Source organism: Mesorhizobium sp. M00.F.Ca.ET.216.01.1.1, assembly GCF_004010325.2.
Lineage (GTDB): Bacteria > Pseudomonadota > Alphaproteobacteria > Rhizobiales > Rhizobiaceae > Mesorhizobium.
The window spans coordinates 499438-526252 of sequence record NZ_SADR02000001.1; the positions used below are offsets into that span (position 1 = coordinate 499438).

The 26815-nt window shown below is 62.8% G+C and carries 28 protein-coding genes and 1 tRNA gene; 11 read left to right on the forward strand and 18 right to left on the reverse strand.

The window, feature by feature from the left end; translation table 11 throughout:
- Positions 1-121: 121 nt before the first annotated feature.
- Positions 122-337, forward strand: coding sequence for a DUF2842 domain-containing protein (locus EN859_RS02560; protein WP_127852252.1), 216 nt, complete (start codon positions 122-124; stop codon positions 335-337).
- A 155-nt stretch (positions 338-492) separates the two neighbouring features.
- Here the strand turns inward: EN859_RS02560 and EN859_RS02565 are convergent, their stop codons facing one another.
- Positions 493-1551: a polysaccharide deacetylase family protein gene (locus EN859_RS02565; RefSeq protein WP_127852253.1), complete on the reverse strand. Its 1059-nt coding sequence runs from the start codon at positions 1549-1551 to the stop codon at positions 493-495.
- Between the two features lie 89 nt (positions 1552-1640).
- On the opposite strand from EN859_RS02565, the gene EN859_RS02570 reads away from it, so the two are divergent.
- Complete coding sequence (locus tag EN859_RS02570) at positions 1641-2867, forward strand: GNAT family N-acetyltransferase (protein ID WP_127852254.1); 1227 nt, start codon at positions 1641-1643, stop codon at positions 2865-2867.
- Positions 2868-3012: 145 nt separating this feature from the next.
- Here the strand turns inward: EN859_RS02570 and EN859_RS02575 are convergent, their stop codons facing one another.
- The gene (locus EN859_RS02575; protein WP_127852255.1) at positions 3013-5205 is read right to left on the reverse strand and encodes an exopolysaccharide transport family protein; all 2193 of its coding nucleotides are present in this window, start codon (positions 5203-5205) and stop codon (positions 3013-3015) included.
- A 265-nt stretch (positions 5206-5470) separates the two neighbouring features.
- Between EN859_RS02575 and EN859_RS02580 the strand changes: the two genes are divergently transcribed.
- The 6 genes from EN859_RS02580 (at position 5471) to EN859_RS02610 (ending at position 11352) form a co-directional block, all read left to right on the forward strand.
- On the forward strand, positions 5471-6034 hold the full coding sequence (locus EN859_RS02580) for a polysaccharide biosynthesis/export family protein (RefSeq protein ID WP_127852256.1): 564 nt from the start codon (positions 5471-5473) through the stop codon (positions 6032-6034).
- Between the two features lie 12 nt (positions 6035-6046).
- A complete protein-coding gene (locus tag EN859_RS02585; RefSeq protein ID WP_127852257.1) occupies positions 6047-7186 on the forward strand; it encodes a glycosyltransferase family 4 protein in 1140 nt (379 codons plus the stop codon).
- Between the two features lie 82 nt (positions 7187-7268).
- Positions 7269-8804 carry an undecaprenyl-phosphate glucose phosphotransferase gene (locus EN859_RS02590; protein WP_127852258.1) on the forward strand — a complete coding sequence of 512 codons (1536 nt, stop codon included), beginning with the start codon at positions 7269-7271 and terminating at the stop codon, positions 8802-8804.
- Positions 8801-10048, forward strand: a complete 1248-nt coding sequence (locus EN859_RS02595) for an O-antigen ligase family protein (RefSeq protein ID WP_127852259.1) — start codon at positions 8801-8803, stop codon at positions 10046-10048. Before EN859_RS02590 ends, EN859_RS02595 begins: the two co-directional genes overlap by 4 nt.
- A gap of 159 nt (positions 10049-10207) precedes the next feature.
- Positions 10208-10284 (forward strand) — tRNA-Pro (locus EN859_RS02600).
- A 522-nt stretch (positions 10285-10806) separates the two neighbouring features.
- The gene (locus EN859_RS02610; RefSeq protein ID WP_245525443.1) at positions 10807-11352 is read left to right on the forward strand and encodes a hypothetical protein; all 546 of its coding nucleotides are present in this window, start codon (positions 10807-10809) and stop codon (positions 11350-11352) included.
- Between the two features lie 4 nt (positions 11353-11356).
- Here EN859_RS02610 and EN859_RS02615 read toward each other — a convergent pair whose 3' ends face one another.
- Together EN859_RS02615 and EN859_RS02620 are read right to left on the reverse strand one after the other, a co-directional pair.
- On the reverse strand, positions 11357-11818 hold the full coding sequence (locus EN859_RS02615; RefSeq protein WP_127852261.1) for a YbaK/EbsC family protein: 462 nt from the start codon (positions 11816-11818) through the stop codon (positions 11357-11359).
- Between the two features lie 125 nt (positions 11819-11943).
- Positions 11944-12222, reverse strand: coding sequence for a helix-turn-helix transcriptional regulator (locus EN859_RS02620; protein ID WP_127852262.1), 279 nt, complete (start codon positions 12220-12222; stop codon positions 11944-11946).
- Between the two features lie 360 nt (positions 12223-12582).
- Here EN859_RS02620 and EN859_RS02625 point away from each other — a divergent pair, with 360 nt between their 5' ends.
- Positions 12583-12855: a hypothetical protein gene (locus EN859_RS02625; RefSeq protein ID WP_127852263.1), complete on the forward strand. Its 273-nt coding sequence runs from the start codon at positions 12583-12585 to the stop codon at positions 12853-12855.
- A gap of 75 nt (positions 12856-12930) precedes the next feature.
- On the opposite strand, the gene EN859_RS02630 is transcribed toward EN859_RS02625, so the two are convergent.
- The 7 genes from EN859_RS02630 to EN859_RS02660 all read right to left on the reverse strand — a co-directional run bounded on the left by EN859_RS02630 (position 12931) and on the right by EN859_RS02660 (position 17794).
- Entirely contained in the window at positions 12931-13233 is a 303-nt protein-coding gene (locus tag EN859_RS02630; protein WP_127852264.1) for a hypothetical protein, read from the reverse strand.
- A 98-nt stretch (positions 13234-13331) separates the two neighbouring features.
- The gene (locus EN859_RS02635; protein WP_127852265.1) at positions 13332-13874 is read right to left on the reverse strand and encodes a MerR family transcriptional regulator; all 543 of its coding nucleotides are present in this window, start codon (positions 13872-13874) and stop codon (positions 13332-13334) included.
- A 208-nt stretch (positions 13875-14082) separates the two neighbouring features.
- The gene (locus EN859_RS02640; RefSeq protein ID WP_126041188.1) at positions 14083-14406 is read right to left on the reverse strand and encodes an integration host factor subunit alpha; all 324 of its coding nucleotides are present in this window, start codon (positions 14404-14406) and stop codon (positions 14083-14085) included.
- 103 nt (positions 14407-14509) lie between these two features.
- Complete coding sequence (locus EN859_RS02645) at positions 14510-15481, reverse strand: beta-ketoacyl-ACP synthase III (protein ID WP_127852266.1); 972 nt, start codon at positions 15479-15481, stop codon at positions 14510-14512.
- Between the two features lie 9 nt (positions 15482-15490).
- Entirely contained in the window at positions 15491-16561 is a 1071-nt protein-coding gene (plsX, locus tag EN859_RS02650; RefSeq protein WP_127852267.1) for a phosphate acyltransferase PlsX, read from the reverse strand.
- A gap of 130 nt (positions 16562-16691) precedes the next feature.
- Positions 16692-17240: a YceD family protein gene (locus EN859_RS02655; RefSeq protein WP_127852268.1), complete on the reverse strand. Its 549-nt coding sequence runs from the start codon at positions 17238-17240 to the stop codon at positions 16692-16694.
- Between the two features lie 11 nt (positions 17241-17251).
- A complete protein-coding gene (locus EN859_RS02660) occupies positions 17252-17794 on the reverse strand; it encodes a ubiquinol-cytochrome C chaperone family protein (protein WP_127852269.1) in 543 nt (180 codons plus the stop codon).
- Positions 17795-17908: 114 nt separating this feature from the next.
- Between EN859_RS02660 and EN859_RS02665 the strand changes: the two genes are divergently transcribed.
- On the forward strand, positions 17909-18439 hold the full coding sequence (locus tag EN859_RS02665; RefSeq protein WP_127852270.1) for an outer membrane protein assembly factor BamE: 531 nt from the start codon (positions 17909-17911) through the stop codon (positions 18437-18439).
- Between the two features lie 150 nt (positions 18440-18589).
- Here the strand turns inward: EN859_RS02665 and EN859_RS02670 are convergent, their stop codons facing one another.
- The 4 genes from EN859_RS02670 to EN859_RS02685 all read right to left on the reverse strand — a co-directional run bounded on the left by EN859_RS02670 (position 18590) and on the right by EN859_RS02685 (position 23145).
- Positions 18590-18811 (reverse strand): hypothetical protein, encoded by a 222-nt coding sequence (locus EN859_RS02670; RefSeq protein WP_127852271.1) that lies wholly within the window; start codon positions 18809-18811, stop codon positions 18590-18592.
- A 297-nt stretch (positions 18812-19108) separates the two neighbouring features.
- On the reverse strand, positions 19109-19384 hold the full coding sequence (locus tag EN859_RS02675) for a hypothetical protein (protein ID WP_127852272.1): 276 nt from the start codon (positions 19382-19384) through the stop codon (positions 19109-19111).
- A gap of 320 nt (positions 19385-19704) precedes the next feature.
- Positions 19705-20571, reverse strand: coding sequence for a class I SAM-dependent methyltransferase (locus tag EN859_RS02680; RefSeq protein ID WP_127852273.1), 867 nt, complete (start codon positions 20569-20571; stop codon positions 19705-19707).
- Between the two features lie 432 nt (positions 20572-21003).
- Complete coding sequence (locus tag EN859_RS02685; RefSeq protein ID WP_127852274.1) at positions 21004-23145, reverse strand: sodium-translocating pyrophosphatase; 2142 nt, start codon at positions 23143-23145, stop codon at positions 21004-21006.
- A 411-nt stretch (positions 23146-23556) separates the two neighbouring features.
- Here EN859_RS02685 and EN859_RS02690 point away from each other — a divergent pair, with 411 nt between their 5' ends.
- The gene (locus tag EN859_RS02690; protein WP_127852275.1) at positions 23557-23703 is read left to right on the forward strand and encodes a type II toxin-antitoxin system HicB family antitoxin; all 147 of its coding nucleotides are present in this window, start codon (positions 23557-23559) and stop codon (positions 23701-23703) included.
- 260 nt (positions 23704-23963) lie between these two features.
- Here the strand turns inward: EN859_RS02690 and EN859_RS02700 are convergent, their stop codons facing one another.
- Genes EN859_RS02700 through EN859_RS02710 form a run of 3 tightly spaced genes read right to left on the reverse strand, consistent with a single transcriptional unit; the run spans position 23964 to position 26811 of the window.
- A complete protein-coding gene (locus EN859_RS02700; protein ID WP_127852276.1) occupies positions 23964-24713 on the reverse strand; it encodes an ABC transporter permease in 750 nt (249 codons plus the stop codon).
- Positions 24710-25648: an ABC transporter ATP-binding protein gene (locus EN859_RS02705; protein WP_127852277.1), complete on the reverse strand. Its 939-nt coding sequence runs from the start codon at positions 25646-25648 to the stop codon at positions 24710-24712. Before EN859_RS02705 ends, EN859_RS02700 begins: the two co-directional genes overlap by 4 nt.
- The gene (locus EN859_RS02710; protein ID WP_127852278.1) at positions 25645-26811 is read right to left on the reverse strand and encodes an ABC transporter permease; all 1167 of its coding nucleotides are present in this window, start codon (positions 26809-26811) and stop codon (positions 25645-25647) included. The genes EN859_RS02705 and EN859_RS02710 overlap by 4 nt, the downstream gene beginning before the upstream one ends.
- Positions 26812-26815: the final 4 nt, after the last annotated feature.

The following is a 26815-nucleotide window of genomic DNA, read 5'->3' on the forward strand; positions in this document are numbered from 1 at the left end:
GCGGTTGGAGCGCCGCGCATCCGTTCGGACAGGCAGCGGACGCTCTGACACTCTGACTGCGCATGATCCTATCCGAACACCGATTTCATTTTTTCGGGATCATGCACTTAGAGGCTACGCCATGCCCATTCGCCTGAAAAAACTGATCGGAACCTTCCTGCTGGTGGCGCTGGTCATCATCTATGCGCTGGTCGCGTCGATCGTGGCGGTTGCCCAGCTATCGCAGTCGGGGCCCCTGGTGCATTTCCTGTTCTTCCTGCTCAGCGGCCTGCTCTGGGTGCTGCCGGCGATGGGCATCATCAAATGGCTGATCCTGGAGCCGCGGCCAAAGGGCTGAAGCGCAGCCTTTGGCTAGATCATTTGATAACTCGCTCAGCCGAGATGAATGGCGTGGTTTGCGAGAACCGGAGCGCAGCGGACATTTGAGTCCGTGAGCACCGGAAGCGGAGAAAACCGCGTCAGGCATCCGGCTGAGTAGAGTTTGCGAATGATCTAGATCGTCACGACCATCTTGCCGGCATTTGCCAGCGGCGTCGTCACACCCGACAGCATGGTGCGGATGTAGGCGACGTTCTGATAGCGGCCGTTAACCGAAATGCGCGGCAGCGCATGCAGGAAGCCTGAATGTTCGGCATGCAGCAGGCCGTGGCGCGTCGTCACTGCCGAAGCATAGCCCGCGTCGCGGGCAAAACCCACTTCGCGGCCACCGACGGCAGTAGCATAGCCGTAGGGATAGGCGAGATGGTGCGGCTCCTCGCCAAGCTCCGCTTGCAAGATGCGCTTGACGTCTCCGATTTCATGCCGCGCATCGGTTTCGGAAAGCCGCTTCAGATTGCGGTGGTTGACCGTATGCGCGCCGATCGTCACCAGCGGATGCGCGGCGATGCTGCGGATTTCGTCCCAGTTCATCAGCGTGCTTGGGCGCGGCGCTTCCAGATCGATGCCGTTAGCCCGTGCCAGCTCGCGCAGCACTATGCGCTGGTCCTCCTCGCGGACCTCCAGCGTGAGGTAAGCGTGCAGGCGCGCATTGGCCTGGAGCTTTTTGGCCGGGGTCGAGCAGTCGATCATCGCCGGGCCGCTGGACGTCATCAGCGTCAGGCGATCGCGGGCGTTGACAAGGTCCTCGATCACGTCCCACCAAAGGTCGGCGGCGCCGTTGATCAGCCCCGGCGCGACATAGATGGTGATCGGCGCGCCGTGCTTTTCCAGCACCGGCAGCGCCTCGGTCATGTTGTCGCGATAGGCATCGTCGGCGGTGATGGTGGCGAACTGGCCGTCCTTGCCGCCGGCCTTGATGCGCTCGATCGCCTCGTCAAGCGTGACGAAGGCGTAGCCGCTCGCCTTCATGTCGGCGATCACGGCATCGAGGAACTCGGGTGCGATGTTCAGATGCCGGTTAACGCCGTTCGGCTTTTCCGGCGTGGCGGTGACCCGGTGCAGCATTAGGATGGCGCCGACGCCGCCGACAAACGGCTTTGCCAGCGGTGCAAGGCCGGTATAGCGGGCGATGTTGAGCGCCAGTTTCCGGATTGCCTCGCGCCCGTCGAACATTCATTCACCTTTTGCGCCTAGGCTCATCCAAGCACGGAATGCGCCTACGCGAACCCCATCGCGATGAATACGCCTTAAAGGATTGAGGTATGGTTGACGCAACCGCGTCATTTGACGGCAATCGGCTCGCCGCAACCGAGGCGTCGCCACGCGCGCTGCCGACCGACACAGCCGGCCTGTCGGTGTCCGTCGCCGACAGCGCAGCACTGGTCGCTTATGCCGAATTCTGCCGTTCGGCCCTGTTCGCCCCGGCGCAGGGCGCGCTCTGGATCCTGAACTGGGCTTCGCAGACTGGAGCGGACGCCGTCGTGGCAACGCTGAGTGCCGAAGGCAGGCCGGTTTTTTCGCTGGCGCTGGAAGTCACCCGCCGCGGCCCGTTTCATGTTGCCTGCTTCATGGGCGACCGCCACGCCAACGGCAATTTCGCCGCCGCCGACCCGCGCTGGCTGCCCAGGGTGGATCGTGCGGCCATCCGCTCGACGCTGGCAGCAATCGCCAAGGCCCGGCCGGACATCGACCTCATCGCGCTGGGACGGCTGCTGCCCGATCTCGACGGCGTTGCCAATCCGCTAGCAGCCCTGCCGCATTTTCCGAGCCCCAATCTGTCGCTTGCCGTCAATCTTGCCGACGGCTTCGATGCACTGTTGTTGCGCGCCAGCGGCAAGCGCAAACGCAAGAAGCACCGCTCGCAAGCGCGCAAGTTCGAGGCCGTCGGCAGTTGCCGCCGCGTCGAGGCACGGACGGCGGACGAGGTGAACAGGCTGCTCGACGCCTTCTTCGAGATGAAGGAATTCCGCTTTCGCAAGATGGGCATCGCCAATGTCTTCGGCGACAGCCAAGTTCGCGCCTTCTTCCGCGCGTTGTTCGTTGAAGCGCTTGCCGAGGAAAACCCCTCCTTTGTTCTGCACGGGCTCGAGGTCGCCGGCAAGCTTCGCGCGATCACCGGATCGAGCCGCTCCGGCAAACGCCTGATCTGCGAATTCGGGGCGATCGCCGAGGACGATCTCGCCCACAGCAGTCCCGGCGACTTCCTGTTCTTCGACAACATCGAGGAGGCCTGCGAAACCGGCTTCGAGGTCTATGATTTCTCGGTCGGCGACGAACCCTACAAGCGTCTGTGGTGCGATATCGAAACCCGGCATTTCGAGGTGCTGGTTCCCTTGACGCTGAAAGGCCGCGCGCTGGCACTTGTCCTGCAGCAGGGCGCTCAGCTAAAAGCCTACATCAAGAGCAGCCCGCCGATTTGGAAGCTGACCAAGATATTGCGCCGCAAAGCGGTAGGGCAGGCACCGGCGCCTGTCGAGGATGAGGGCTGAATCGCTCGGTAGCGAACGGAATTGGAGCTGAGCCCAGTAGGCGGAGACAGCTTGCCCTACATCTCGTCGCGCCTCGAAAGTTTCCATAATCTGCGCCGCTGCAGCCTCTCGGAAGTCACGGCTTGATGGGGTGGACGGCTCCGCTTCAAGCAGCCGTGCGCCGTCCCGGCACCGGGGTCCCCGGCGACTCGTGGCCGATCGGGGTCACCAGAATGAGATCGGGATAGCCGCCCTCGATCAGCGTGACCGCCGCCTGCGCCACCTCGTCGTCCGGCTCCAGCATGGAGAGGAAGACCTCGGTGGCCTCGCCCACCAGCCGGCTGATGCCTTGCGCGTCGGCGGGGCCGCATTCGACGACGACCAGATCGTATGCAGTGGTCAGCGACTGCATGATGATCGGCAGCCGGTCGGCGGCGCGCATGGCGCGGACCGGATCGGCGGTGCCGACAGGAATGACGTGGCAGTCCGAATAGAGATCGGGATGGATCACGTCGCTGAACTGCGCTTCGGAGGCGAGCAGATTGGTGATGCCCGGGAAGAGCCCGCTGTCCAGCATTGGTCGCGAGGCGGCGCCCGAAGCGGTGAGATCGAGCAGCAGCACGCGCAGGCCGGCATCGGAGACTTCGCGCGCCACCAATACCGCCGAGGCTGCCGCCTCGTCGCCTTCAGGCGACACGAATATGGCGCGCGCGGCGCCAGTTTCGATCAGGTTTTCCGCCGCCTTTTCGATGTCCACCTCGCCAAGAATGGAGCGCACCGGTTCGGCGTCCGCGGCAGTCGCATCTTCGGCAACCTCTTCCGCCACCGCTGCGGGCAGCTCGGCATCCGCCGTGCGATCCAGTGCCGCGTGGTCATCGGCCTCCTTGATCTCGGCAAGCGCAGGTTCCTGCCGGGTCGCCGGCATTGCCACCTGCTCGATCTGCCCGAAGCGAGCGCCGGTGGCCGGGCGCATGGCGCGACCCGAAAACAATTCCTGGAGAAGCGTCACAATCGCCATCAGCAGCAACGAACCGACGAAGGCCGCGCCGACGATCGGCCCGATCTTCGGGAAATAGGGCTCGGACGGCGCCACCGCAGGGGAAAAGACGCGGGCATCGACCGGCAGATAGTTGCGGTCCTTGCGCGAGGATGCCTCGCGATAGCGGGTCAGATAGGTTTCGAGCAGTTGGCGCTGAGCAGTCGCTTCGCGCTGCAGGGCATCCAGCTCGACCTGCTGCTCGCCGGCGCGAGCCGATGCTGCCTTGAGCGTGTTGACGTCGGCCATAAGTTGGTTTTCGCGGGCCTGTGCGGTCTGCGCCTGGGTCAGCAGCCCCTTCATGATCTTTTGCGCTTCGCTGCGGATCTGACCGTCGAGATCGGCAAGCTGCGACTTCAGCGCCCGGATGCGCGGATGATTGCCGAGCAAGGTGGTGGATAGATCGGCGATGTTGGTTTTCAGTTCGACCTGGCGCTCGCGCAGGCGCTGGATCAGTTCAGAAGACAGCACCTCCGGCACTGCATCCAACGAACCGCCATTCTGCAGCGCTTTGCGCACGCTGTCGGCGGTCGCTTCCGCCGAAGCACGGTTGGCGCGCACCCGCGACAGTTCGCTCGACAGTTCGGAAAGCTGCTGCGTGGCAAGCACCGAATTGTTGCCGCCCATCAACAGGTCCGACTGGGCGCGGTAGCTTGCTACCTTGGCCTCGGCATCCTTCACCCGCTTCGACAGGTCGGCGATTTCCGGCGCCAGCCAGTCGGTCGCGGCAGAATTCGATTCGAGCTTGGCGTTACCCTGGAGGGCGATGTAGGCGTCGGCAATCGCGTTCGGAATGTCGGCAGCGAGCCTGGGATCCTCCGACGAGAATTCGATGACGATGACGCGAGATTTTTCAACGCTATAGACGTTGAGCTTCTCGCGCATCTTCTTCAGCACGCGCTCTTCCGGCGGAATCTCGTTGGGATCACTCTTCAGCCCGGCTATGACGAGCAGGCGACCCAACGCCGACATGTTCACCGTCTCGTCGAACTCGGGCAGGCGCGACAGGTGCAGCTTCAACGCCACCTGCTTGAGGATGCCGGTCGAAGCAATTACCTCGACCTCGCTGGCCACGCCTTCCTCATCGAGAATCGGCTTGTCGTTGTCATTGGCGCCGTCAGGGCGGGTGAACACCGATTCGCGCGTTTCGATCAGCAGCTTCGTCTCGGCTTTGTAATGCGGCGCGGCGAACCATGCGAGCGCAAACGCTAGGCCGTTAACAGCCAGCGTCACCACAAGAATGCGCAGCCAGTTCCTCGCTAGACTGGCGAAGAGATGCCTGAGATCGACGTCGACATCTGCGGCCGCGGACTGAACGGACATGCATCCCTGCTCCGGTACTAGAGTCTAGGACGCACCGTAAACAACTATGGTAACTCAGCCGTTAAGATCGCGGTAAGCATCCATTAGGTTTTACTGACGAGCCGCAAACAACAGCCGGAAAACACCTCGGCTTTTTTGTCGATTGCCGCCGCTTCACCCACGCACCTTTACCGGTCATTAACCCTAACAGGATGATAACGGGCTTCGTTCCCTGGGGTTTGCCGCAGCATCTGGCGGCTTGAGCGATGAAGGTACGTGTCCGGTCATGAAAAGCACTGCTTGCCTGTTTCGTGCTCTGCTTGCCGTGTCGATGCTTGCCGGCTGTTCCAGCTACAGACCGACGCCGGCAGCCTTCCATGAAATTCTCGACCAGCCCTACCGCCTCGGCGCCGGTGACCGCGTCCGCGTCACCGTGTTCGAGCAGGATGGATTGACCAACACCTACAGCGTCGACCAGTCCGGCTACCTCTCCTTCCCGCTGGTCGGCGCCGTGCCGGCACGCGGCCACACAGCGCAGCAGCTCGAGAAAGCGATCGCCGACAAATTGCGGCAAGGCTATCTGCGCGATCCCGACGTATCGGTCGAGATCGACCGCTACCGGCCGATCTTCGTTATGGGCGAAGTGGGCGCAGCCGGCCAGTATTCCTACGTGCCCGGTCTGACCGTGCAAAAGGCAGTTGCCATCGCCGGCGGTTTCACGCCGCGCGCCAACCAGGAAAGTGTCGACATCACCCGCGACATCAACGGCAAGGTGATAACTGGACGCGTGGTCACCTCCGACCCATTGCTGCCGGGCGACACCGTCTATGTTCGCGAACGCCTGTTTTGATGTCCTGACAACGTGGCGGACACGCTCAGGATCGTCCACTGCTTTCGCTCACCCGTCGGTGGGATATTCCGGCATGTGCGCGACCTGACCGAGGCGCAGGTCGCCGCCGGCCATTCCGTCGGCATCGTCTGTGATTCGACCACGGGCGGCGATTTCGAGGAGCAGCTGTTCGAACCGATGCAGGCCAGTCTGGCGCTCGGCATCCATCGCACGCCGATGCAGCGGCATGTCGGCCCCGGCGATGTCGCGTCGGCTTGGCGCACCTTTGGGATTATCAAGGAATTGCGGCCGGACGTGCTGCACGGGCACGGCGCCAAGGGTGGCGTCTATGCCCGTCTGTTCGGCTCATTGTTGCGGGTATCAGGGTCTCGCGTCGCCCGCCTTTATTCGCCGCATGGCGGCTCTCTTCATTATGACGAGACGACGGCCATGGGAAAGCTGTTCTTCGGCCTCGAACGCTTCATGGCGCGTTTCACCGACTGCCTGCTGTTCGTCTCCGACTATGAAAGGCGGACCTATCGCAGCAAGGTCGGCGAACCGCCGATCCCGAACAATCTGGTCTACAACGGCCTGCGCGCCGCCGAGTTCGAGCCGGTGCACGGCCCCCCGGACGCCGCCGATCTCCTCTATATCGGCATGATGCGCGACCTCAAGGGGCCCGACATCTTCATCGATGCGCTGGCGCTCGCCGCAACCCGGCTTGGTCGCCCTCTCAGCGCCGTGATGGTCGGCGACGGCGACGACCTGCCGCGCTACCACGCGCAGGTGAGGCGGCTCGCGCTCGACGGCCATGTCCGCTTCCTGCCGCCAATGCCGGCCAGGGCCGCCTTCGCTCTGGCAGAGCTGATCGTGGTTCCCTCGCGCGCCGAAGCCATGCCCTATATCGTGCTGGAGACGCTTGCCGCCGGCAAGCCGATGATCGCCACCGCTGTCGGCGGCACACCGGAGATCTTCGGCGAGGGCTCCCCTGCCCTGATCCGACCCGATCCGCGCGAACTTGGCGACAAGATGAGCGAGGCGCTGGCCGACCTCGGCGCCTACAGAAACCTGATGCCTGATGCCGCAGACCTCAAGGCGCGCTTCGGCGCCGACGTGATGGCGGCCGACATCGAGAAGGCCTATTTCGCCGCGCTCTCGCGCTACCGGCGCTAAACCCCCTCCAAAGCCACCAGTTGTTTCAAGGGTTTCTTAGCTCTCTTTTGCTATTCACCTGAGGGAAGCTTGCGGACAGCCCATGAACGAGATCGACCCCGCGCGTCGCTTTTCCCTCGACGCGGTGCGCAAATTCGACAGCCCTGCCGAAGGCGACACGCCCGGCGCCATGAACAGCGTGGCCCGCCAGGTCGCTTCGCAATACAGGCGCGATACGATGTCGCCGATCATGGTCAGCGGCGTGCTGCGTATGGTCGAATTCGCGCTGCTGTTCCTGTCGGGCCTCTGGGTCTACTTCCACTATGTCGGCTTCTTCAACTATCTCGCCTGGCAATATCCGCTGACGATCGCCGCCACCTCGTTCCTCGCCGTGGTATTGTTCGATGTCACCGACTGCTACCAGATAGCCGCCTTGATGCGGCCGATCGCCAATTCCGGCCGCCTGCTGCTGGTCTGGGCCGGCACCTTCGCCCTGATGGCCCTGACGGCTTTCGCCATGAAGATGTCGGAGGACTATTCGCGCCTGTTATTCGGCACCTGGTTCGTCGCCGGTTTCGTGCTGATCTTCGGCCTCAGGCTGGTGATGTCGAAGTTGATCCGGCGCTGGGCGCGCGACGGGCGCATGGAGCGCCGCGCCGTGATCGTCGGCGGCGGCAAGGCGGCGGAAATGCTGATCCGCTCGGTCGAGAAGCAGCCCTACAACGACATCCGCATCTGCGGCATCTTCGATGACCGCGGCGACAAGCGCTCGCCACCGATCGTCGCCGGCTATCCCAAGCTCGGCACCGTTTCCGAACTGATCGAATTCGCCCGCATTGCCCGCATCGACATGCTGATCGTGTCGCTGCCGCTGACCGCAGAATCGCGCGTCCTGCAACTGTTGAAGAAGCTGTGGGTGCTGCCGGTCGATATCCGGCTGTCGGCGCATTCGAACGCGCTGCAGTTTCGTCCGCGCGCCTATTCCTACATCGGCTCCGTGCCGATGCTCGATATCTTTGACAAGCCGATCAACGACTGGGATTCGGTCGCCAAGCGCGCCTTCGACGTCGTCTTCTCGATCATCGGGATCATCGTGTTCATGCCGGTCATGCTGGTCATGGCAATTGCGATAAAACTGGACAGCAAGGGCCCGGTGCTGTTCCGGCAGAAGCGGCACGGCTTCAACAACGAGGTCATCGAGGTCTACAAATTCCGCTCGATGTACAGCGATAAGGCAGACCCGACCGCCAAGCAGACGGTGACCAAGAACGATCCGCGCGTCACCCGCGTCGGCCGCTTCATCCGCAAGACCTCCATCGACGAACTGCCGCAGTTCTTCAATTCGCTGTTCGGCTCACTGTCGCTGGTCGGTCCGCGCCCGCACGCCATCGCAGCCCAGTCGCACAATCTTCTCTACAACGAGGTGGTCGACGGTTATTTCGCCCGCCACAAGGTCAAGCCAGGCGTCACCGGCTGGGCGCAGATCAATGGCTGGCGCGGCGAGATGGACACCAACGAGAAGATCCGGATGCGGACGGAATACGACCTCTATTACATCGAGAACTGGTCGCTGCTGTTCGATCTCAGGATCCTGTTCCTGACACCGGTCCGGCTGCTCAACACGGAAAACGCTTATTGAGCGCCGTCGTCCATGAGCTGCCGCCGGCCGCGGTCAACGCCAAGCTGATCGCGCTGATCGCGTCGGGCGCGGTTTTCCTCGGCGTTTTTCTGTCCGGCTTCGTCATCGACGAGCCGGCGCCCTACGATCTCTACATGGCCGGGCTGATCGTGGTATGGGCACTGTTCGGCCTGCGCATATCACGCGCGGCGGTGCCGCTGCTGGTGCTGCTGGTGACGATGAACATCGGCGGCATGATCTCGATGACGCAGATGGCGGACCTTGCCAGCACGCCGCTCTATCTCGCCGTCTCGCTATTCCTGGCCATGACCGCGGTGTTCTTCGCCTCGGTAACCGCAGTCCAGCCCAGCCTCTACCGGCTGATCTTCCTTGCCTACATCGTGTCGGCGGTGCTGACCTCGCTGCTCGGTATCGCTGGCTATTTCCATGCCTTTCCCGGCGCGGAGATATTCACCAAATACGACCGCGCCGCCGGTGCTTTCCAGGATCCGAACGTGTTCGGGCCGTTCCTGGTGCTGCCAGGCATCTATCTGCTCTATCTCCTGCTGACCGGGTCGATCGTGCGCATGCCGCTGCTGGCGGTGCCGCTGCTGATCATCACGGCCGGCATTTTCTTCTCCTTCTCGCGCGGCGCCTGGGGCATGTTCGGCGTTTCGGCGATCCTGCTCACCGGAGCCCTGTTCCTGCAAAGCGCCAGCGGCAAGTTCCGGCTGCGTGTCGTTGTCATGACCATTGCCGCCATCTCGCTGCTGGTCATTGCGATGATCGTCATCCTGCAGCTGCCGGGCGTGGCCGAGATGTTCTCCAGCCGCGCCCAGCTCGAACAGAGCTATGACACCGCTCGGCTTGGCCGCTTCGCCCGCTACACGATCGGCTTCCAGATGGCGCTGGAGCATCCGTTCGGCATCGGCCCGCTGGTCTTCGGCAAGATCTTCGGTGAAGACACCCACGACATCTGGCTGAAGACGCTGATGGACTATGGCTGGCTCGGCTTCGTGTCGTTCCTGACGCTGACCTGTTGGACGATCGCCGCCGGCTTCCGCATTCTCCTGCGCGACAGGCCCTGGCAGCCCTATCTGCTGTGCGCCTATGTCGCCTTCATCGGCAATATCGGCCTGGGCACATTCATCGACATCGACCACTGGCGCCATGTCTATCTGCTGCTCGGCCTGATCTGGGGCGCCATCGCGCTCGAATACCGCCACCAGCGGCAGTTGCGGCCGGCGGCGCTGCCGGCGCGTTGACCGCACTGCCTTCAGTCATCCAAAGAACGGCCCGTGAACATCCGTGGGATTTTTCGCTGGGTTGCGCCAATATTCATCTGGCTTTGATCGGGTTCTGTTCCAAACAGCCGTTTTAGCGCTTGCGCCACAACCCCTGAAAATATATGGCTTTCCGCGGTCCGGAGTGTAGCGCAGCCCGGTAGCGCACTTGACTGGGGGTCAAGGGGTCGTCGGTTCGAATCCGGCCACTCCGACCATTAATATCAAAGGCTTAGAGCCTTCCCGAAAATCCCCCACCTTTGGTGCCACCGGCATAAAACCCGCCGAAGCGGGCCAATCAGCGCCATTCGACTAAAATCCATCTGTGTATATTAGCGATCGCTCAACTTACCGGGCGGACACTATTTTGTGCGGTGGGCAGATCGATGGTGCTACCATGCAAAGCGACTTTGCCGTCGTGCGCGAGCTCTTGGAGTGCGCACAGAACCACCTATGCGGCGGGGACGAAACGAGCCAAAGCGTCCGCTGGGCACTCGAGTCCCTGATTGAAGAAATAGCCATCGCGGAATTCCGGAAGGGACCCGTGACGGTCATCCCGTTTCCGCGGGCCCGACTACCAAGGCATATTCGGTAAAGCGCTCTACCCGCCTTTGTTGCTGGTGGCCTGTTGCCATGCGTCTCCCGAACGAATCATCGACAACAACGAAATGTAACAGAACGGCTTGCGCTAGGCGCCAACTGGCAGGATGCTAGACGAGGGAAACGGGAGGCGAACCGGCATGCCGGCACCGATCTACGGCTGCTGGAAACATCTGAAGTCGCGGGCTTGCTTCGCCTTTCTTGCCCTGATTGCTGTCTTTATGATGCCGGTCGAGGCAAGCAAGCGGATTTCTCATCTACTTGACCGCTCCAATATGGCGATAGCCTATTCAGGCGAATCAGACCTTGTAACCGCTTACACGACGGGGATGGCGCGCATGCGTTTGAATCTCGCAGGGCGTGCCGGCGAAACCAAGCTTGCGGTCCCTCTCGAGCCAAGGCTGTTGCGGCCGGAATTCCGGGCGCGGACATGGCGCGCAGCGGACGGCAGTCTGTTGCAGGGCTTCGCAGGTACTGGCGGCTTCCGGCTGACGATCGGAAATTGCCTTGCCGCCTTCTGCGCGGCCAGTGAATGCGCCGATGCCGGCTGGCCGGTTTACAGCTGTAGCGACGGCCGTAAGCGCAAGGTATCGGTGACGGACTTTGCGACGGCAATCTTCGACGGCGTTTCCTACCGGCGATTAAGCGCCCCTTCAAAAGCACCACCGATCGCTGTTCGCCCCTGATCAACTATTCCCGGCAGACGTCGACCCACTCGGCATCGACGATTTCGGCCATGCGTTCAGGGCTCAGTCGCACGGCGGCGTTCGTTGCGCCTGCCGCGGGCACGACTTCTTCAAAGGCGCGCAGCGACACGTCGCAATAGACCGGGAGCGGTGCAGGCAGGCCGAACGGGCATACCCCTCCGACCGGATGGCCTGTGGCAGAGAGCACCTGTTCGGCGTCCAGCATTCGCGCCTTGCCACCAAACCGATCCTTGAATTTGCGATTGTCCAGCCTGGAGGTTCCGCCGGCCACGATCAGCATCGTCTGATCGTCGACGCGCAAGCAGATCGTCTTCGCGATCTGCGCCGGCTCCACGCCATGTGCCTCGGCCGCCAGAGCCACTGTCGCCGAACTGGCCTCGGTCACCACGACGTCGATGTCGGGCGCATGAGTGGCGAAGAAGGCACGAACGGATTCAAGGCTCATCTCGGGCGTCTCCCTGTCCCCGGCCCTTCTGGGGCGACCGGCAAATCCGCCATGCGGCTTACATACAAGGAAGCCCGTCACGGCAAAACGTGACGGGCTTGCTGAACAGACGCCTTGCGTCGCTGCTATGAAACAGATCGACCGGGCGGTGTTGGCACGGCTGCATCGATCAGTGCGTCCTCCGGAAGTCGAAGCGCAGAGGCAATACGCCGAAGCTTCGACGGGTCAGCATCCTTGCCGTTCTCAATATCCGCAATCTCATTGATCGCCAGGCCGCACGTCAGAGAAAGCTCTTCCATGCTGTATCCACGGGTTTCCCGGAAGGCTCTGAGCGTACTGTGGTCAGGCGTAATATGGGTCGCCACCGGTTCGGAGAAGGGTTCGCGTTTTGCTATTTGGGGCATTGGCAACTCCGTGAGCTGAAAGAGTTTGATTTCAAATCATGCGTTGCCTGAGACGAGCGAGAGAATGCCCGCTCGCCAACGATTTGCCAAGCGCCAAAAAAAACGTCACGGCATCGTGAACCAGCACCGGAAGGAACGCCACTCGCCGACGAAAAGACCGGCTCGGGTTTTCGCCAGAGCCGGTCTTTTCTCTTTTTTGTTTTTGCCGCTCCAAGTCCCTCAATCCTGCTACGTGATTTTTGGGACCCAGGCATGAACCCTTCCCCTGCTGGCGCCACTCACCGGCCATGGACGCCAAGGAGGCGCTCCCCAACTAGACGGACGCCGGCAAGGCGATCCCCAACAGGAGGAAATGCTCAAATGACCAATATCTCGAACCTCAAGCGTCTCTCGCTCGCCGCTGCCGTCGCCCTTTCGGCGATCGGCTCGGTTTCCGTGCCGGCTTTCGCCAACGGCACGCATCCGACCGCCGACGGCGGCGCGGTGTGCAAGGGTTCCGGCCACTGTCTGGTGCTGCAGATCGAGTGCAAAGGCACCTATACCGACGCCACCGACAAGAACGGCACCGTCTACGGCAAGTGCAGCCAGACCGCTCAGGTCGACCCGAAGGGCAGGATCAAGCTCGCCAACTGATTGCAAAGCCGGCAACGGCGGCTGTCGCTCGACGGCCGCCGGTTCGACTTGCTTCGAATTCGTGTGTGGGAGCCGCTATCGCCGGTTGAGCAACAGGCTGGCGAGAAGTCCGAGAACGACCAGCCCCATGGCAGCGGACGTCGCAGGATGATTACGGGCGGTCCTCTCGATCGCCCTGCCCCGCTGTCTGATCGCCGGCAGCGCATCGCCGAGGCGTTCGGCAATCTCTGAATAATAGTCCGATACGACGTCGCGACCATCTTCGAAATAGACGCTGCCGCGGCTGGCCACGGCCTTCTTGAGGGCGTCCAGTTCCCTCGACAGGGCTGCGACTTGGCTGTGAAGGTCGACGTCGGAGGGGGTCGAAAACGATGCCATGACAAGTTCCTTCATCTGCTGAAGGAATCGTAACGCATCACCGGAAGACGAGTTCCGGCACTACCCCGAAGCCGCCCGAGGCAGCCTCGATCCGCGGGTCAGCGCACCTGATCGAGCAGGCGCTTGCATTCCAGCAGGTCGAACAGCGCCTCCTGCAGCAAGGCGCGGTTGTCGCGCGAAAGCTTGGAGGTGTCCGGCTGAACCGGGCCTTCCTCGTCGCCCTTGCCCAGGCCGAAGAAACGGCGGCTCGGCTTGACCTTGGGCTGGCCGACCAGCATCTCGTCGTCGGCACCGCGCGGCTGCGCGGCTTGCGTCAGCGGAACTGCATCGGCCTGCCGGCGTTGCGAGATCGCCTCGACGGCCGCCATGTCGCCACTGCCGATGGCGACCAGGAAATGGTTGCCGTTCTCGCGCAGCAGCTTCTGCACGCCCTTGATCGTATAGCCCTGGTCGTAGAGCATATGGCGGATGCCTTTGATCAGTTCGACATCCTGCGGCCGGTAGTAGCGGCGGCCGCCGCCGCGCTTCATCGGCTTGATCTGGTTGAAGCGCGTTTCCCAGAAGCGCAGCACATGCTGCGGCAAGTCGAGATCTTCTGCGACCTCGCTGATGGTGCGGAAAGCATCGGGGCTCTTGTCCATGGGCGAAATCCTCACGCTAGAGCATGATCCCGAAAAGTAGGAACCGGTTTCGGACAAGATCATGCTTACAACGAAGCAGAATGGATCGTGCGCAATACCGATTCAGCCACTCTGCCGAATCGGACCTTATTTCAGCGGTTTATGAAACGATATTCAAGCCCGGCGTCAGACAGACGGCCGTTTTCAACCGGGCTTTGCAGCACGGGCGCTACTTGCCGCCCTTGGCCTTGCTGTTCTGATGAGCCCGCAGGATGCGGTTCTTCAGCACGTTCGATGATTTGAAGGTCATCACCCGGCGCGGCAGGATCGGCACTTCTTCGCCGGTCTTGGGGTTGCGCCCGATGCGCTCGTTCTTGGAGCGGACGTGGAACGTCGCAAAGGACGACAGCTTCACCGTCTCGCCGCGAACGATGGCTTCGCAAATCTCGTCCAGAACCGCTTCGACAAGTTCGGCCGATTCAGTACGCGACAATCCGACCTTGCGGTAAACGGCTTCAGCAAGGTCGGCGCGCGTAAGTGTCTTTCCCCCCATGCGACCGTCCCATCAGCTCAAAAACATAAATCGATACAAGCAACGGCAGAGCCTAAGTAATTGATCCGTCAAGGTCAAGGGACCGAACCCGTTAGTTCGGCACTTACCAACGGACCAAAACCGCGCCCCAGGTGAAGCCCCCGCCCATTGCCTCAAGCAGCACCAGGTCGCCCTTCTTGATGCGGCCATCGGCGACGGCCACCGAGAGAGCCAGCGGCACGGAAGCAGCCGACGTGTTACCGTGCAAATCGACGGTAACCACCACCTTCTGCTCCGCTATCCCGAGCTTTTTGGCGGAAGCGTCAATAATCCGTTTGTTGGCCTGATGCGGCACGAACCAGTCGAGATCGGCAGCGGTTATGCCGGCTTGCGAGAATGTCGCCTCGATGACGTCGGTGATCATACCGACCGCGTGCTTGAACACTTCGCGACCCTCCATCCTGAGATGGCCGACCGTGCCGGTGGTTGAAGGCCCGCCGTCGACAAAAAGCTTGTCCTTGTGGGTGCCGTCCGAGCGCAGGCTGGCCGCAAGCACGCCACGGTCGGTGATGCTCCCAGCCCCCTCGCCCGCCTCCAGAACCAGCGCGCCGGCGCCGTCGCCGAACAACACGCAGGTCGAGCGGTCATTCCAGTCGAGGATGCGCGAGAAGGTTTCCGAGCCGATTACCAGCACCCGCCTCGCCAGACCGCCTCTGATATAGAGGTCGGCGGTCGCCACCGCATAGACGAAGCCCGAGCACACCGCCTGCATGTCGAAGGCGAAACCGTGATGCATGCCGAGCCGGTTCTGGATCTCGACGGCTGTCGCCGGGAAGGTGTTGTTGGGTGTCGAGGTCGCCAGCACGATCAGGTCGATGTCGGCCGCAGTCAGTCCGGCGCTTTCGAGGGCCGCGCGCGCCGCCGCCTCGCCCAGCGAAGCCGTCGTTTCGTCATCGGCCGCGACATGGCGCTGGCGAATGCCGGTGCGCTGGACGATCCACTCGTCGGAGGTCTCGACCATGCCTTCGAAATCGGCATTCTTCATGATGCGGCGGGGCAGCGCGGCGCCCGAGCCGCGCACGACTGATCTGATCAATGCTCTTTCCTATTCCTTCGCGTCGATAGCGACGTCGGATTTCCTGTTTGCCTGGGCATGCGGATTGCGCGCATGGAACAGATCGAGATCGGCCTCGATGCGGTCAAGCAGATTGTTGCGCACCATGTCGTAGCCAAGTTCGATCGCCGCCGCGAAGCCGTCCGAATCAGCGCCGCCATGGCTCTTCACCACGATGCCGTTCAGGCCAAGGAAGACGCCGCCATTGGAGCGGCCGACATCCATCTTTTCGCGCAGGCGGTCAAAGGCGCCCCTGGCGAAGACATAGCCGATCTTGGCCATCAGCGTTCGGCTCATCGCAGCGCGCAGATAGCCGGCGATCTGCCTGGCCGTGCCTTCCGCCGTCTTCAGGGCGATGTTGCCGGCAAATCCCTCGGTGACGACCACGTCGACCGTGCCCTTGCCGATGTCGTCGCCCTCGACGAAGCCACGATAGTTCATTGAGGCCATATTGGCCTCGCGCAGCATGCGCCCGGCCTCCTTGACCTCTTCTTGCCCCTTGATCTCCTCGACGCCGACATTGAGCAGGCCGACGCTCGGCCGGTCGATGCCGAAAACCGAACGTGCCATGCCGGTGCCCAGAATGGCGAAATCGATGAGCTGATGCGCGTCCGCGCCGATGGTGGCGCCGACGTCCAGCACCACGCTTTCGCCGCGCGAGGTGGGCCACAAAGCCGCGATCGCCGGGCGGTCGATGGTTGCCATGGTGCGCAGGCAGAACTTCGACATTGCCATCAGCGCGCCGGTGTTGCCGGCCGAGATGCAGGCCTGTGCCGCACCTGATTTGACCGCCTCGACCGCCTTCCACATCGACGATTTCCAGCGGCCGTGGCGCAGTGCCTGGCTCGGCTTGTCGTCCATCCGCACCGCGACTTCGCAATGGACGAATTCACTCGCCTCAAGCAGTTTGGGGAATTTGGCGAGTTCGGGACGCACCAGCTCCTCGCGTCCGTAGATCACGAAACGGATGTCGGGACGACGGATAGCGACCGTCATGAGCGCCGGGATGACCACGCTTGGCCCGTGATCGCCGCCCATGGCATCGATGGAAATCCTGATCACGCGGTGTCTATCTCACGGTTTGCTTGGCCAGCGCCCCTGGGGGCGAAGGTAAGGGGGGCTCGCGAAGGTTCGGCGAAAATACCGGTTTTGGGCTGCCGCACAACCGACTTTTCCAAGATTGGAGTGGCTTTCAGGATTTTCCCAGCAGGGAACGCAGCTTTTGCTGGAATTCATTCTCCACGGGCTCGGCATCGCCGGCGGCCTCCAGCGAGGCACCTTGCTTGCGCGGATAAGGGTCGATCGCCAGCCCGAAGAACTGTTCGGCAAGCGCCCCGACATCGATCGTGTCACCGGAAAATGTTTCCGGGCTGTCCGGCCCCTCGGCATCGAGCAGGATCTCGCCGCCGCCCTCGAAGCCCTGCCGCCCGAGGTTGGACTCTTCCTGCAGGAACAGTGCATCGATCGCCTCGTCGATATGCGCCTCGACCGGATCGAGGGTGACGATGCAGGCCTGCGTGATGTCGGCCTCGACACGGCCGCTGACCTTGACGCCGTGGCGCTTCCATGGCGCCACCAGCAGTTCGGCACGGTAGCGTTCAACCGAAAGCAATTCATGCTCCTCGGCCAGCGCGACGCGCTGCCGGGCATCGGCCTCGATCACTAGCGGCAGCCCCTTTTGCGGCAGCCGGGCGACATTGGTCACGAAGGACACAGGGCTCTGGGGATCCGCACGCCTCATCTTCTCCTCCTTCACGCCGCCTTGGCCACCGGAAACGCCACTGTGCCGGAAACGATCGAATCGGTCGGCTGTTCCGTCAATTTGCTGACGGCATCGACGACATAGGAGGCCAGTTGCGGTGCTTGCGGCCAGTTGCCGGCATCGGGCCTGACATTGCGGGCAAGCGCGGCAGCGAGCGCATCGCGGTCGTCGCGTTGCAGGGCGTCGTCATAGGCTGCGGTGCGGCCGTAGAACATCTTCGCCAGCTTCCTCATGCGCTTCGGCACACCGACATCGCCGATACCCAATTCGCGCAGCGAATGTTCGACATCCATGAAGAACTCGTCGATCAGCACCTGCGCAACCTCGCCCGCAACGCCGCCCTGCCCGCGCAGCCGGTGCTGAAACAGGAACATGTGCAGCGACAGTATCTCGAAACGGCCGAGCGGCGTATCCGGTACATTCCACTCGGAATAAAACACGGTTTGCCGCGCCGCTGCCACGATTTGTGCGTAAAGCGCCTCGGTGATGGCGCGGTTGGCGTGACGTTCGCGGCCAAAAAGGCGCTGAAACATTGAGGGTGGTCTCCCGGGGACCGTTTGTTGAATTGGCCTTGTTGCATCGGCAAGCAAGCTGGTTTACCGGTTTTGCGGCCCAGCGCAAGTTGCGGCAGTTTGAAGGAGTTGTTGTTGCGCGCGCTGAAATTCAAGTCGACTTTTCTGCCCAGGTCCGCCGGCGTGATTTCGCTGCTGGTGGCGGCTTCTGCGCTTTCCGCCTGCAATTCGTCCAAGATGATCGGCGATCTCAATCCGAGCGAGACGCTGACGCAGGGCTATGTCATCGACCAGCAGGCAATCGACCTGGTGCCGGTCGGCTCGAGCCGCGAACAGGTGCTTCTGGCGCTCGGTACCCCGTCGACGACGGCGACCTTCGACAACGAGGCCTTTTATTACATTTCGCAAACCCGCAAGCGTTACGTCGCTTTCGACAAGCCGAGGCTGGTCGACCAGCACGTGCTGGCGGTCTATTTCGGCGACGACGGGCGCGTCAGCCAGATCGCCAATTACGGCCTGAAGGACGGCAAGGTGTTCGACTTCATCTCGCGCACCACGCCGACCGGCGGCAAGGACCAGAACTTCCTTAGCCAGATCATCAACGGCGCCAGCAAGCTGGCACCCGGCATTCCCGGTGGCGGAGGCAGTTCGCTGGGCGGCACCTGATCCATCCCGACAGAATCGGCCTCTCTTCCTTTTGCTTCCTTGGAAGCAGCACCATCTCAGGCGACCAAAAACCCGCGGGAGCGATCCGGCGGGTTTTTGTTTTCAGAACGGCACCACGCCGCTGCCGTCCGCCTCGGAGCTCCGACGGCATCACTCGACCGCAACCGCGGCCGCCGCGGCGACCAACAGCAGCGTCACCAGCCCGACCACCGGCATGACACGGGCGAACGTCCTGTCGCGCATCAGATGCATGGCCGTGTACTGGCTGGCGGTGAGGTCATCGATGCGGTGATCGTGGATCGCGCCCGCAACATAGATGCCGGCAAGCAATCCGGTCAGCGCCAGCGATGCCGTCATCAAAAACGTGGCCATCTCCTTCTCCCTGTTCGTGCCGGTCCATCTCGAAGTGAGTCAGACGCAGTGCGAAACCCGCGATCCTTCAGAACCGGCAGGTTTCACCGATCGGCGGGGTATTAGCGCAGGCCGATTGCCCACGCTTGGGCAAGGCGGAACCAAGTTTTGGGAAATGCGGCCCTGGAACCACACCCATCACGCGCCCTTCGAGGTAAGGCAATCGTCATAGCGAACCGAAGCCGCGAGGTGGTCGAAGCGGCGGGGCAAGCCCGCCGCTTCCAAGTCGGATGTCGGCCGTGCCGGCCGACTTCGTTGTCAGCGCCCCCAGATCCCCTGTCCGGCTGCGGGGATATCGAAGTTCGAGGTTCCCCCCACGGCCGGTGCGCCGTCGGCAGTGCTGACACTGTTTGTGGCGTTTAGGTCGACCGAATAGGAGGCGTCGGACGTGGCAGAGACCTTTGCCATCGAATAGCCATGACCGGCGTTCGAATAGGAGCCATGGTTGTAGGTCGAGCCATAGTGGTCGCTGCCGGCAAAAGCCATGCCGGAGGCAAACAACAACGTGGCAACGGTAAGAACGATCTTCTGCATTTCAATTCTCCATGTTTGAGGGTTGGTATTGCGGCCTCAACGCGCCGTGCCCCGCACTGCGTTGATGAGGCTCGTCCTTCATGCTGAAACCGACCAACCGGTATCCTTCTGGATTTTCGGCGGCAGGTTGTTCAGCGCACGGGTCGTCTTGTTGCGTCCGTGCGCTGTTCGGATGGCTGCTCCATGGCAGCCGAGACTCCGGAGAACCTTGGTTCTCCTTCCAAGGTTGCGGCTGAACCATTCGGATGGTTCAACGCGGCCTGTATGAATAGCGGTTGTTCCCGATCAACCGCGTGGTGAAGTTGGCGTCCGGCGTCTCATTACGGCAAGCGTGTCCACGCGCCGGTCATTGGCGGAAACATGATGCAGGCGCTGTGCGCAACAGCCTCGTCGCGTAGTCGGTCCGCAAGGTCGTCGATGCCGATATCCGCGGCAGTGGCAATGCCCGTCCGCTCCATCGCGGGAATGAGGCTTCTGACGGTTTGCGCGATGTATTCGTAGCCCAGCGACTCGACGCCGCCTTCGGCGCGGGCGCCGGAGATCATCTGCGGGGCAGGCAAACCGGCCGCGAGATAGGTCGAAAACAGTTTCCCGCCCATGTCCGTCTCGAAACCGGTTAGTACGAAGGCCTCGATGATCCAACGCAACACCTGCATGAATAGCGGCGTTTCGGGAAAGCTTCGTGCGAACGGCATCGACATCTCCTGGAATGCGACGATGCCGCCCGGTCGCAAGAAACCTGCCAGACGGCGCAGCGTCGCAGCCGGATCGGGCAGATACATCAGGACCAGCCGTCCAATGATCGCGTCGAACTCTCTCTCCGGAACGAAGCTGGCAAGATCTGCCGAGGCGAAGCGCACCCAGTAGCATTGGCCCGTTTCGACTGCGCGCCGTTGCGCCGTCTTGACCGCATCCTGCGACCGGTCGATGCCCAGCACCGACCCGCCCGGACCAACCAGTTGCCCGGCAAGCAGCGATACGTCACCAACGCCACAGCCCAGATCGAGCACACGCATCCCTTGCTTCAGTCCGGCTCGGCGCAGCACATCCTCGGTCAGATCACGCACAAAATCACCCTGCAGCTGAAGACGTTTGAATTCGCCTTCGGAATAGCCGAGCGTATAGCGTTCACCATCGCAGATCTCGCTCTGGCCGTTTGGCCGGCGTTCGACAATGCTGGTGTTCACAGTCCCGTCTCCTCATCGGTTGTGTTTCGGCATCGGCTGGGCGGAACCTCACGCTCCACGTCACCGGCCGGTGCCGGATCCGAGTTGCTTTGGAGATATCCGCCGCCCCGCAATTGCGGCACGGGAACGCAAATCCCGCCGATAATCGAACGCAATCAACAGGCCGCAAGATGGAGGCGTCGCGTTTGAGCAAGCGTTGGTAGCCAGCGTAGTAAGAACCGCCAGAAGCGTGGTATTTTGCGATGAAGCAGCCGGAGGAGCGCCACTGGATGGCGGGCACGCTCTTATCTGATCGCCAACAACCGTTGGCGCGATACTCGAACCGATTTCCGAGACCGCAGACTGTCCGCCGTCAGGGTCCAAAAACAAAAAACCCGCGAGATCGCTCCCGCGGGTTTGGTAAATTCAGCCTCGAATAGAGGCCGGGCGGCCTCAGCCGTGCGCGAGCACGGCCAGCAGCAGCAGGGCGACGATGTTGGTGATCTTGATCGCCGGGTTGACCGCCGGGCCGGCGGTGTCCTTGTAGGGATCGCCGACCGTGTCGCCGGTGACCGAGGCCTTGTGCGCCTCCGAACCCTTCATATGCTTGACGCCGTCCTTATCGGTAAAGCCGTCCTCGAATGACTTCTTGGCGTTGTCCCAGGCGCCGCCGCCCGAGGTCATCGAGATGGCGACGAACAGGCCGTTGACGATGACGCCGAGCAGCGAGGCGCCGAGCGCGGCAAAGGCCGACGCCCTCGAACCCGAGATCAGCAGCACGCCGAAATAGACGACCAGCGGCGCCAGCACCGGCAGCAGCGACGGAATGATCATTTCCCGGATTGCCGCCTTGGTCAGAAGGTCGACCGCGCGCGCATAGTTCGGCTTCGATGTTCCGGCCATGATGCCCGGATCCTCGCGGAACTGCTTGCGCACCTCCTGGACGATGGCGCCCGCTGCGCGGCCGACGGCCGTCATGGCGATGCCACCGAACAGATACGGGATCAAACCGCCGAAGATCAGCCCGGCGACGACGTAAGGGTTGGAGAGGTCGAAGGAGACGTCGCCCGTGCCCTGGAAGTAAGGGTATTTGTCGCCGTTGGCGGCAAAGAACTTCAGGTCGTTCGAGTAGGCTGCGAACAGCACCAGGGCACCGAGACCGGCCGAACCGATGGCGTAGCCCTTGGTCACCGCCTTGGTGGTGTTGCCGACCGCGTCGAGCGCGTCGGTGGACTGGCGCACTTCCTTGGGCAGGCCGGCCATTTCGGCAATGCCGCCGGCATTGTCGGTGACCGGGCCGAAGGCGTCGAGCGCGACGATCATGCCGGCAAGACCGAGCATCGTGGTGACCGCGATCGCCGTGCCGTAGAGGCCGGCGAGCTGATAGGTCGAGATGATGCCGCCAACAATGACGATCGCCGGAAGCGCCGTCGATTCCAGCGACACCGCAAGGCCCTGGATGACATTGGTGCCGTGACCAGTCACCGAGGCCTGGGCGATGGAATTGACCGGGCGCTTGTTGGTGCCGGTATAGAATTCGGTGATCACCACGATGAGCCCGGTCACCGCGAGGCCGATCAGGCCGCAGATAAACAGGTTCTTGCCGGTGATGGCCATGCCGGCAACGGTGCCGATCTCGCCCCAGCCGAAGGCCGCCGAGGTAGCGGCGGCAAGGCCGACGATGGAGAGCAGGCCGGTGACGATCAGGCCCTTGTAGAGCGCGCCCATGATCGAGCCGCTGGGGCCGAGCTTGACGAAGAAGGTGCCGACGATCGAGGTCAGGATGCAAGCACCGCAGATGGCCAGCGGGTAAAGCATGGCGGCGCCGAGAACGGCGGTGCCGCTGAAGAAGATGGAGCCGAGAACCATGGTGGCGACGACCGTCACCGCATAGGTCTCGAACAGGTCGGCGGCCATGCCGGCGCAGTCGCCGACATTGTCGCCGACATTGTCGGCGATGGTGGCCGGGTTGCGCGGATCGTCTTCTGGAATGCCGGCTTCGACCTTGCCGACCAGATCACCGCCGACGTCGGCGCCCTTGGTGAAGATGCCGCCGCCGAGACGGGCGAAGATCGAGATCAGTGATGCGCCGAAGCCGAGTGAAACCAGCGAGTCGATGACGACGCGGTCGTTTGGCTGAAGACCCATGAACTGGGTCAGAATGAGGTAGTAGATCGAGACGCCCAGCAGTGCGAGGCCCGCCACCAGCATACCGGTGATGGCGCCCGACTTGAAGGCGATGTCGAGACCAGCGGCGAGGCTGTTGGAGGCCGCCTGCGCGGTGCGCACATTGGCGCGCACCGAAACGTGCATGCCGATGAAGCCGGCGGAGCCGGACAGCACGGCGCCGATCAGGAAGCCGATCGCGGCGGTGATCGAAAGCAGCCACCAGGCGAGCAGCAGCACGACGATGCCGACGATGGCGATGGTGGTATACTGGCGCGCCAGATAGGCCTGCGCACCTTCGCGGATGGCCGCGGAGATTTCCTGCATGCGTGCATTGCCCTGATCGGACGCGAGGACCGAACGAGTCGCCCAGATGGCGTAAAGGACTGAAAGCAGGCCGCAGGCGATGACGGCGGAAATTATGGTCATTGCCGAATTTTCCTCGATTGATGGCCCAAAAGAACCCCTCCCTGGGCCGTTGAGACGGGGAGCGGACCCCGCGCACGGAATCCACCCCTTCGCAGCGGCTTATGCGAAACAGGGCTCGGAACGTCAAGATATTGTTCGGTTTTTGCCCGGCTTTCGCCAAAAGACATAGACGGTAGCGCGCCTGTAGGCGCCGCCGTCTCATTAGATCGATTGAAATCGGCGGAACGGCCCTGTGTCAGCCTTTACGCAGGTCGCCGTCGGGCTGGATCAGCGGCGAAACCGGCGTCAGGCTCGAACTGACGCTCGATCACCCGGCGCGAAGCTGATCAGGTGCCGTAGAAGGCAGCGCTTATCCTGCTTTGCAAGCACCGACGGGGTAGCCTATCTTCGAGGTCGACCTGGAGTTAATTCATGAAGTTCAAGGCGATCATTCACGAAGCTGAAGAAGGTGGTTACTGGGCAGAGGTCCCGGCAATTCCCGGCTGCGCGACTCAGGGCGAAACCTTGGAGGAGCTTGTCGAAAACTTGCATGAAGCGATCGAAGGCTGCCTCTCGTAGAGCCTATGTCTTTCACCTCGGAACCCGGCCGGATCGTGGAAATCGCTGTTTGAAGGCCATTTCCGGCAAGGAGCTAGCACGTGCGGTCGAACGGCAAGGCTGGAAGCTTTTGCGCGTCGCCGGAAGCCACCACATCTATGGTGAGCAGCATTGTGCGCCTTTCAATTCCTATTCATAGCAACAAGCCGCTCAAAACTGGGCTCTTGCGACACCTCTTGGCGCTGGCCGAAATCAACGAGCGCGATATTTGACGTTATTGGCTACGCCGTTTCCTGCCCCATACGGCGCGCTGTATAGCGCTCGATCGCCGACAGCCCGTCATAGATCAGCACGGCCAGCGCGGCGACGATCAGGCCGCCCTGCAGGACGAAGGCGAGGTTGTTCGATAGCAGCCCGGCGATGATCACCTCGCCCAGCGTCCTGGCCGCAACGGTTGAGCCGATCGTCGCGGTGGCGAGGCTGATCACCACCGACAGCCGGATGCCGCCCAAGATGATCGGCGCGCTGAGCGGCAACTCGACCTTGAGCAGCCTTTGCCAGCCGGTCATGCCGGCGCCGCGCGCCGCCTCCATCACATTGCCGGGCAGCGTGGTCAGGCCGGTCAGCGCGTTCTCGAAGATCGGCAGCAGGCCGTAGAGAAACAGCGCGATGAGCGTCGGCTTCTCGCCGAAACCGACGGCCGGCACGGCCAGCGCCAGCACCGCCACGGGCGGAAAGGTCTGGCCGATATTGACCAGACTACGCGATAGCGGCAGGAACTCGACGCCGGCCGGGCGGGTGACCAGGATGGCGAGCGCCACGGCGACGACAGTCGCGGCCAGTGTGGCGATCAGTACGGTCCTCAGATGCAGCAGCGTCAGCGTCAACAGGCTGCCCTGATTGTAGATTACCGGCGCGCCATCCTGGGTCAGCGGCCTCAGCAGCGGCTCGAACCAGCCGGGATTGGTGACGAAGGCAACCAGCAGCACCACCAGAACAAGCCTGAGCAGCGACGGAAGCCAGGCTTTCATGCCGGCCTCGCCGCGCGCTTCACCAGCCCGTCCACCGTGACGCGGCCGAGCGGCTTGCCGTCGGCACCTTTCACCGGCAGCGCCGGGCGGCCCGACCACAGGAGTTCAGCCAGCGCATCTCGCTGGCTGGCGTCGCCGGGGATCGCCTCGCCTTCGGCGGCGCCCTTTTCCACTGCATCGCGCACGCGGCCGAGCGACAACAGCCTGAACGGTTTTTCACTTGCGCCGACCAGGGTCTCGACGAAGGCGCTGGCCGGTCTCGCCAGGATCTCGGCGGGCTTGGCATATTGCACCAGCTTGCCGGCATCCATCACCGCGATCTTGTCGCCCATATGCACCGCCTCTTCCATGTCGTGGGTGACCAGGATGATGGTGGTGCCGAAGCGCTTCTGGATCGCCAGCAGATCCTCCTGCGCCTTGTTGCGGATGATCGGGTCGAGCGCGCCGAACGGCTCGTCCATCAACAGCACGTTGGGTTCCGCCGCAAGCGCGCGGGCGACGCCGACGCGTTGCTGCTGGCCGCCGGAAAGCTCGTGCGGATAGCGTGGCCCGAAGGCCTCGGGGTCGAGCTGGTAGAGCGTCATCAACTCCTCGACGCGGGCCTTGATGCGCTTGGCGTCCCAGCCGAGCAGCACCGGCACGGTGGCGATGTTCTGCGCCACCGTTCGATGCGGAAACAGGCCGTGGCCCTGGATGGCGTAGCCGATGCTGCGGCGCAGCTCGTAACCGGGCAGCGAGCGGTTGTCGGCGCCGTCGAGCCTGATCACGCCCGAGGTCGGCTCGACCAGCCTGTTGATCATACGCAGCAGCGTGGTCTTGCCGGAGCCGGAGGTGCCAACGATAACGGTGATCGTGCGCGGCTCGACCACCATCGACACGTCGTCGACCACCGCTGTCGCGTCATAGCGCTTGGTAATGCCTTCGATCTCTATCATGCGGGGCTTTCCTCGCGTCGTTTGGTCGCCGTCATTTCGATCACCGCGTCGAGGATGATGGCGGCGGCAAAGGCCAGCGCCACCGTCGGCACGGCGCCGAGCAGCACGAGGTCCATCGCGGTCTGGCCGACGCCCTGGAACACGAACACGCCGAAGCCGCCGCCGCCGATCAGAGCGGCGATGGTGGCGAGGCCGATGTTCTGCACCAGCACGATGCGGATGCCGGTGAGTATCACCGGGAAGGCGAGCGGAAATTCGATGCCGAATAGGCGTTGCCGGTCGGTCATGCCCATGCCGCGCGCTGCATCGTTTGCCGCACGCGGCACGCCGGCAAGGCCGACCACGGTGTTGGCCACCACTGGCAGCAGCGAATAGAGGAACAATGCGACGAAGGCGGGCGCAGTGCCGATGCCGCGGATGCCAAGCGCGGCTGCGCCGGGTACATGCGAGGCGACCCAGCCGAGCGGCGCGATCAAAAGGCCGAACAACGCGATCGAGGGAATGGTCTGGATAATGTTCAGCACGTTGAGCGCGGCAGCCCGCAATTTTTCGACGCGATGGCAGAGGATGCCGAGCGGCACGCCGACGATCACCGCCGCCGCCAGCGAGCCCAGCGCCAGCGTCACATGCTTGGAGCCCTCCGCCCAGAAACTGTCGGCACGGTTGGCGTATTCTTTGAGGATCGACAGATTGTCCCAGCTTCCCGTGACCAGTAGCAGGCCGATCGCCGCTGCCGCAACCACAAGCATGCAGACCCGCGCCCATGGCGCCAGGTTCAGCCTTGTCAGCACGTCGGTGAGCAAGAGCGTGAAAGCGAAGACGAGCAGCCAGAAACCGGAAGCCGGCGAGATACGGGCAAACGTATTGCCCTCAGGCGTCAGGAAACTGCCGGCGACGCCGATCAGCAGCGCCAGTGCTGCAAGCACAACCACGCTGGCGGCGAGGCGCAGGATGAGCGGCGTCTTCAGCAATGCAATAACCGCGGCGACGACCACGATCGCTAGCAGCAGCGGGCCTATCGCCGACGGCAGCGCCCCCAAAATCGAGCGCGCCTCGCCGGGAACGATGCGGTTGGCGCGAAAGGTGACGAACGGTGCTGCGAAGGCCGCATAGGCTGATATCGCGGCGATGACCACGCCGAGCTTGTCCAACCGGATGGTCATGGCG

Bases quoted from the DNA above. Each gene is read 5' to 3' on its own strand.
- EN859_RS02560 (WP_127852252.1), top strand. From the start codon at position 122: ATGCCCATTCGCCTGAAAAAACTGATCGGAACCTTCCTGCTGGTGGCG.
- EN859_RS02565 (WP_127852253.1), bottom strand. From the start codon at position 1,551: ATGTTCGACGGGCGCGAGGCAATCCGGAAACTGGCGCTCAACATCGCC.
- EN859_RS02570 (WP_127852254.1), top strand. From the start codon at position 1,641: ATGGTTGACGCAACCGCGTCATTTGACGGCAATCGGCTCGCCGCAACC.
- EN859_RS02575 (WP_127852255.1), bottom strand. From the start codon at position 5,205: ATGTCCGTTCAGTCCGCGGCCGCAGATGTCGACGTCGATCTCAGGCAT.
- EN859_RS02580 (WP_127852256.1), top strand. From the start codon at position 5,471: ATGAAAAGCACTGCTTGCCTGTTTCGTGCTCTGCTTGCCGTGTCGATG.
- EN859_RS02590 (WP_127852258.1), top strand. From the start codon at position 7,269: ATGAACGAGATCGACCCCGCGCGTCGCTTTTCCCTCGACGCGGTGCGC.
- EN859_RS02610 (WP_245525443.1), top strand. From the start codon at position 10,807: ATGCCGGCACCGATCTACGGCTGCTGGAAACATCTGAAGTCGCGGGCT.
- EN859_RS02615 (WP_127852261.1), bottom strand. From the start codon at position 11,818: ATGAGCCTTGAATCCGTTCGTGCCTTCTTCGCCACTCATGCGCCCGAC.
- EN859_RS02620 (WP_127852262.1), bottom strand. From the start codon at position 12,222: ATGCCCCAAATAGCAAAACGCGAACCCTTCTCCGAACCGGTGGCGACC.
- EN859_RS02625 (WP_127852263.1), top strand. From the start codon at position 12,583: ATGACCAATATCTCGAACCTCAAGCGTCTCTCGCTCGCCGCTGCCGTC.
- EN859_RS02630 (WP_127852264.1), bottom strand. From the start codon at position 13,233: ATGGCATCGTTTTCGACCCCCTCCGACGTCGACCTTCACAGCCAAGTC.
- EN859_RS02635 (WP_127852265.1), bottom strand. From the start codon at position 13,874: ATGGACAAGAGCCCCGATGCTTTCCGCACCATCAGCGAGGTCGCAGAA.
- EN859_RS02640 (WP_126041188.1), bottom strand. From the start codon at position 14,406: ATGGGGGGAAAGACACTTACGCGCGCCGACCTTGCTGAAGCCGTTTAC.
- EN859_RS02655 (WP_127852268.1), bottom strand. From the start codon at position 17,240: ATGAGGCGTGCGGATCCCCAGAGCCCTGTGTCCTTCGTGACCAATGTC.
- EN859_RS02660 (WP_127852269.1), bottom strand. From the start codon at position 17,794: ATGTTTCAGCGCCTTTTTGGCCGCGAACGTCACGCCAACCGCGCCATC.
- EN859_RS02670 (WP_127852271.1), bottom strand. From the start codon at position 18,811: ATGGCCACGTTTTTGATGACGGCATCGCTGGCGCTGACCGGATTGCTT.
- EN859_RS02675 (WP_127852272.1), bottom strand. From the start codon at position 19,384: ATGCAGAAGATCGTTCTTACCGTTGCCACGTTGTTGTTTGCCTCCGGC.
- EN859_RS02685 (WP_127852274.1), bottom strand. From the start codon at position 23,145: ATGACCATAATTTCCGCCGTCATCGCCTGCGGCCTGCTTTCAGTCCTT.
- EN859_RS02690 (WP_127852275.1), top strand. From the start codon at position 23,557: ATGAAGTTCAAGGCGATCATTCACGAAGCTGAAGAAGGTGGTTACTGG.
- EN859_RS02700 (WP_127852276.1), bottom strand. From the start codon at position 24,713: ATGAAAGCCTGGCTTCCGTCGCTGCTCAGGCTTGTTCTGGTGGTGCTG.
- EN859_RS02705 (WP_127852277.1), bottom strand. From the start codon at position 25,648: ATGATAGAGATCGAAGGCATTACCAAGCGCTATGACGCGACAGCGGTG.
- EN859_RS02710 (WP_127852278.1), bottom strand. From the start codon at position 26,811: ATGACCATCCGGTTGGACAAGCTCGGCGTGGTCATCGCCGCGATATCA.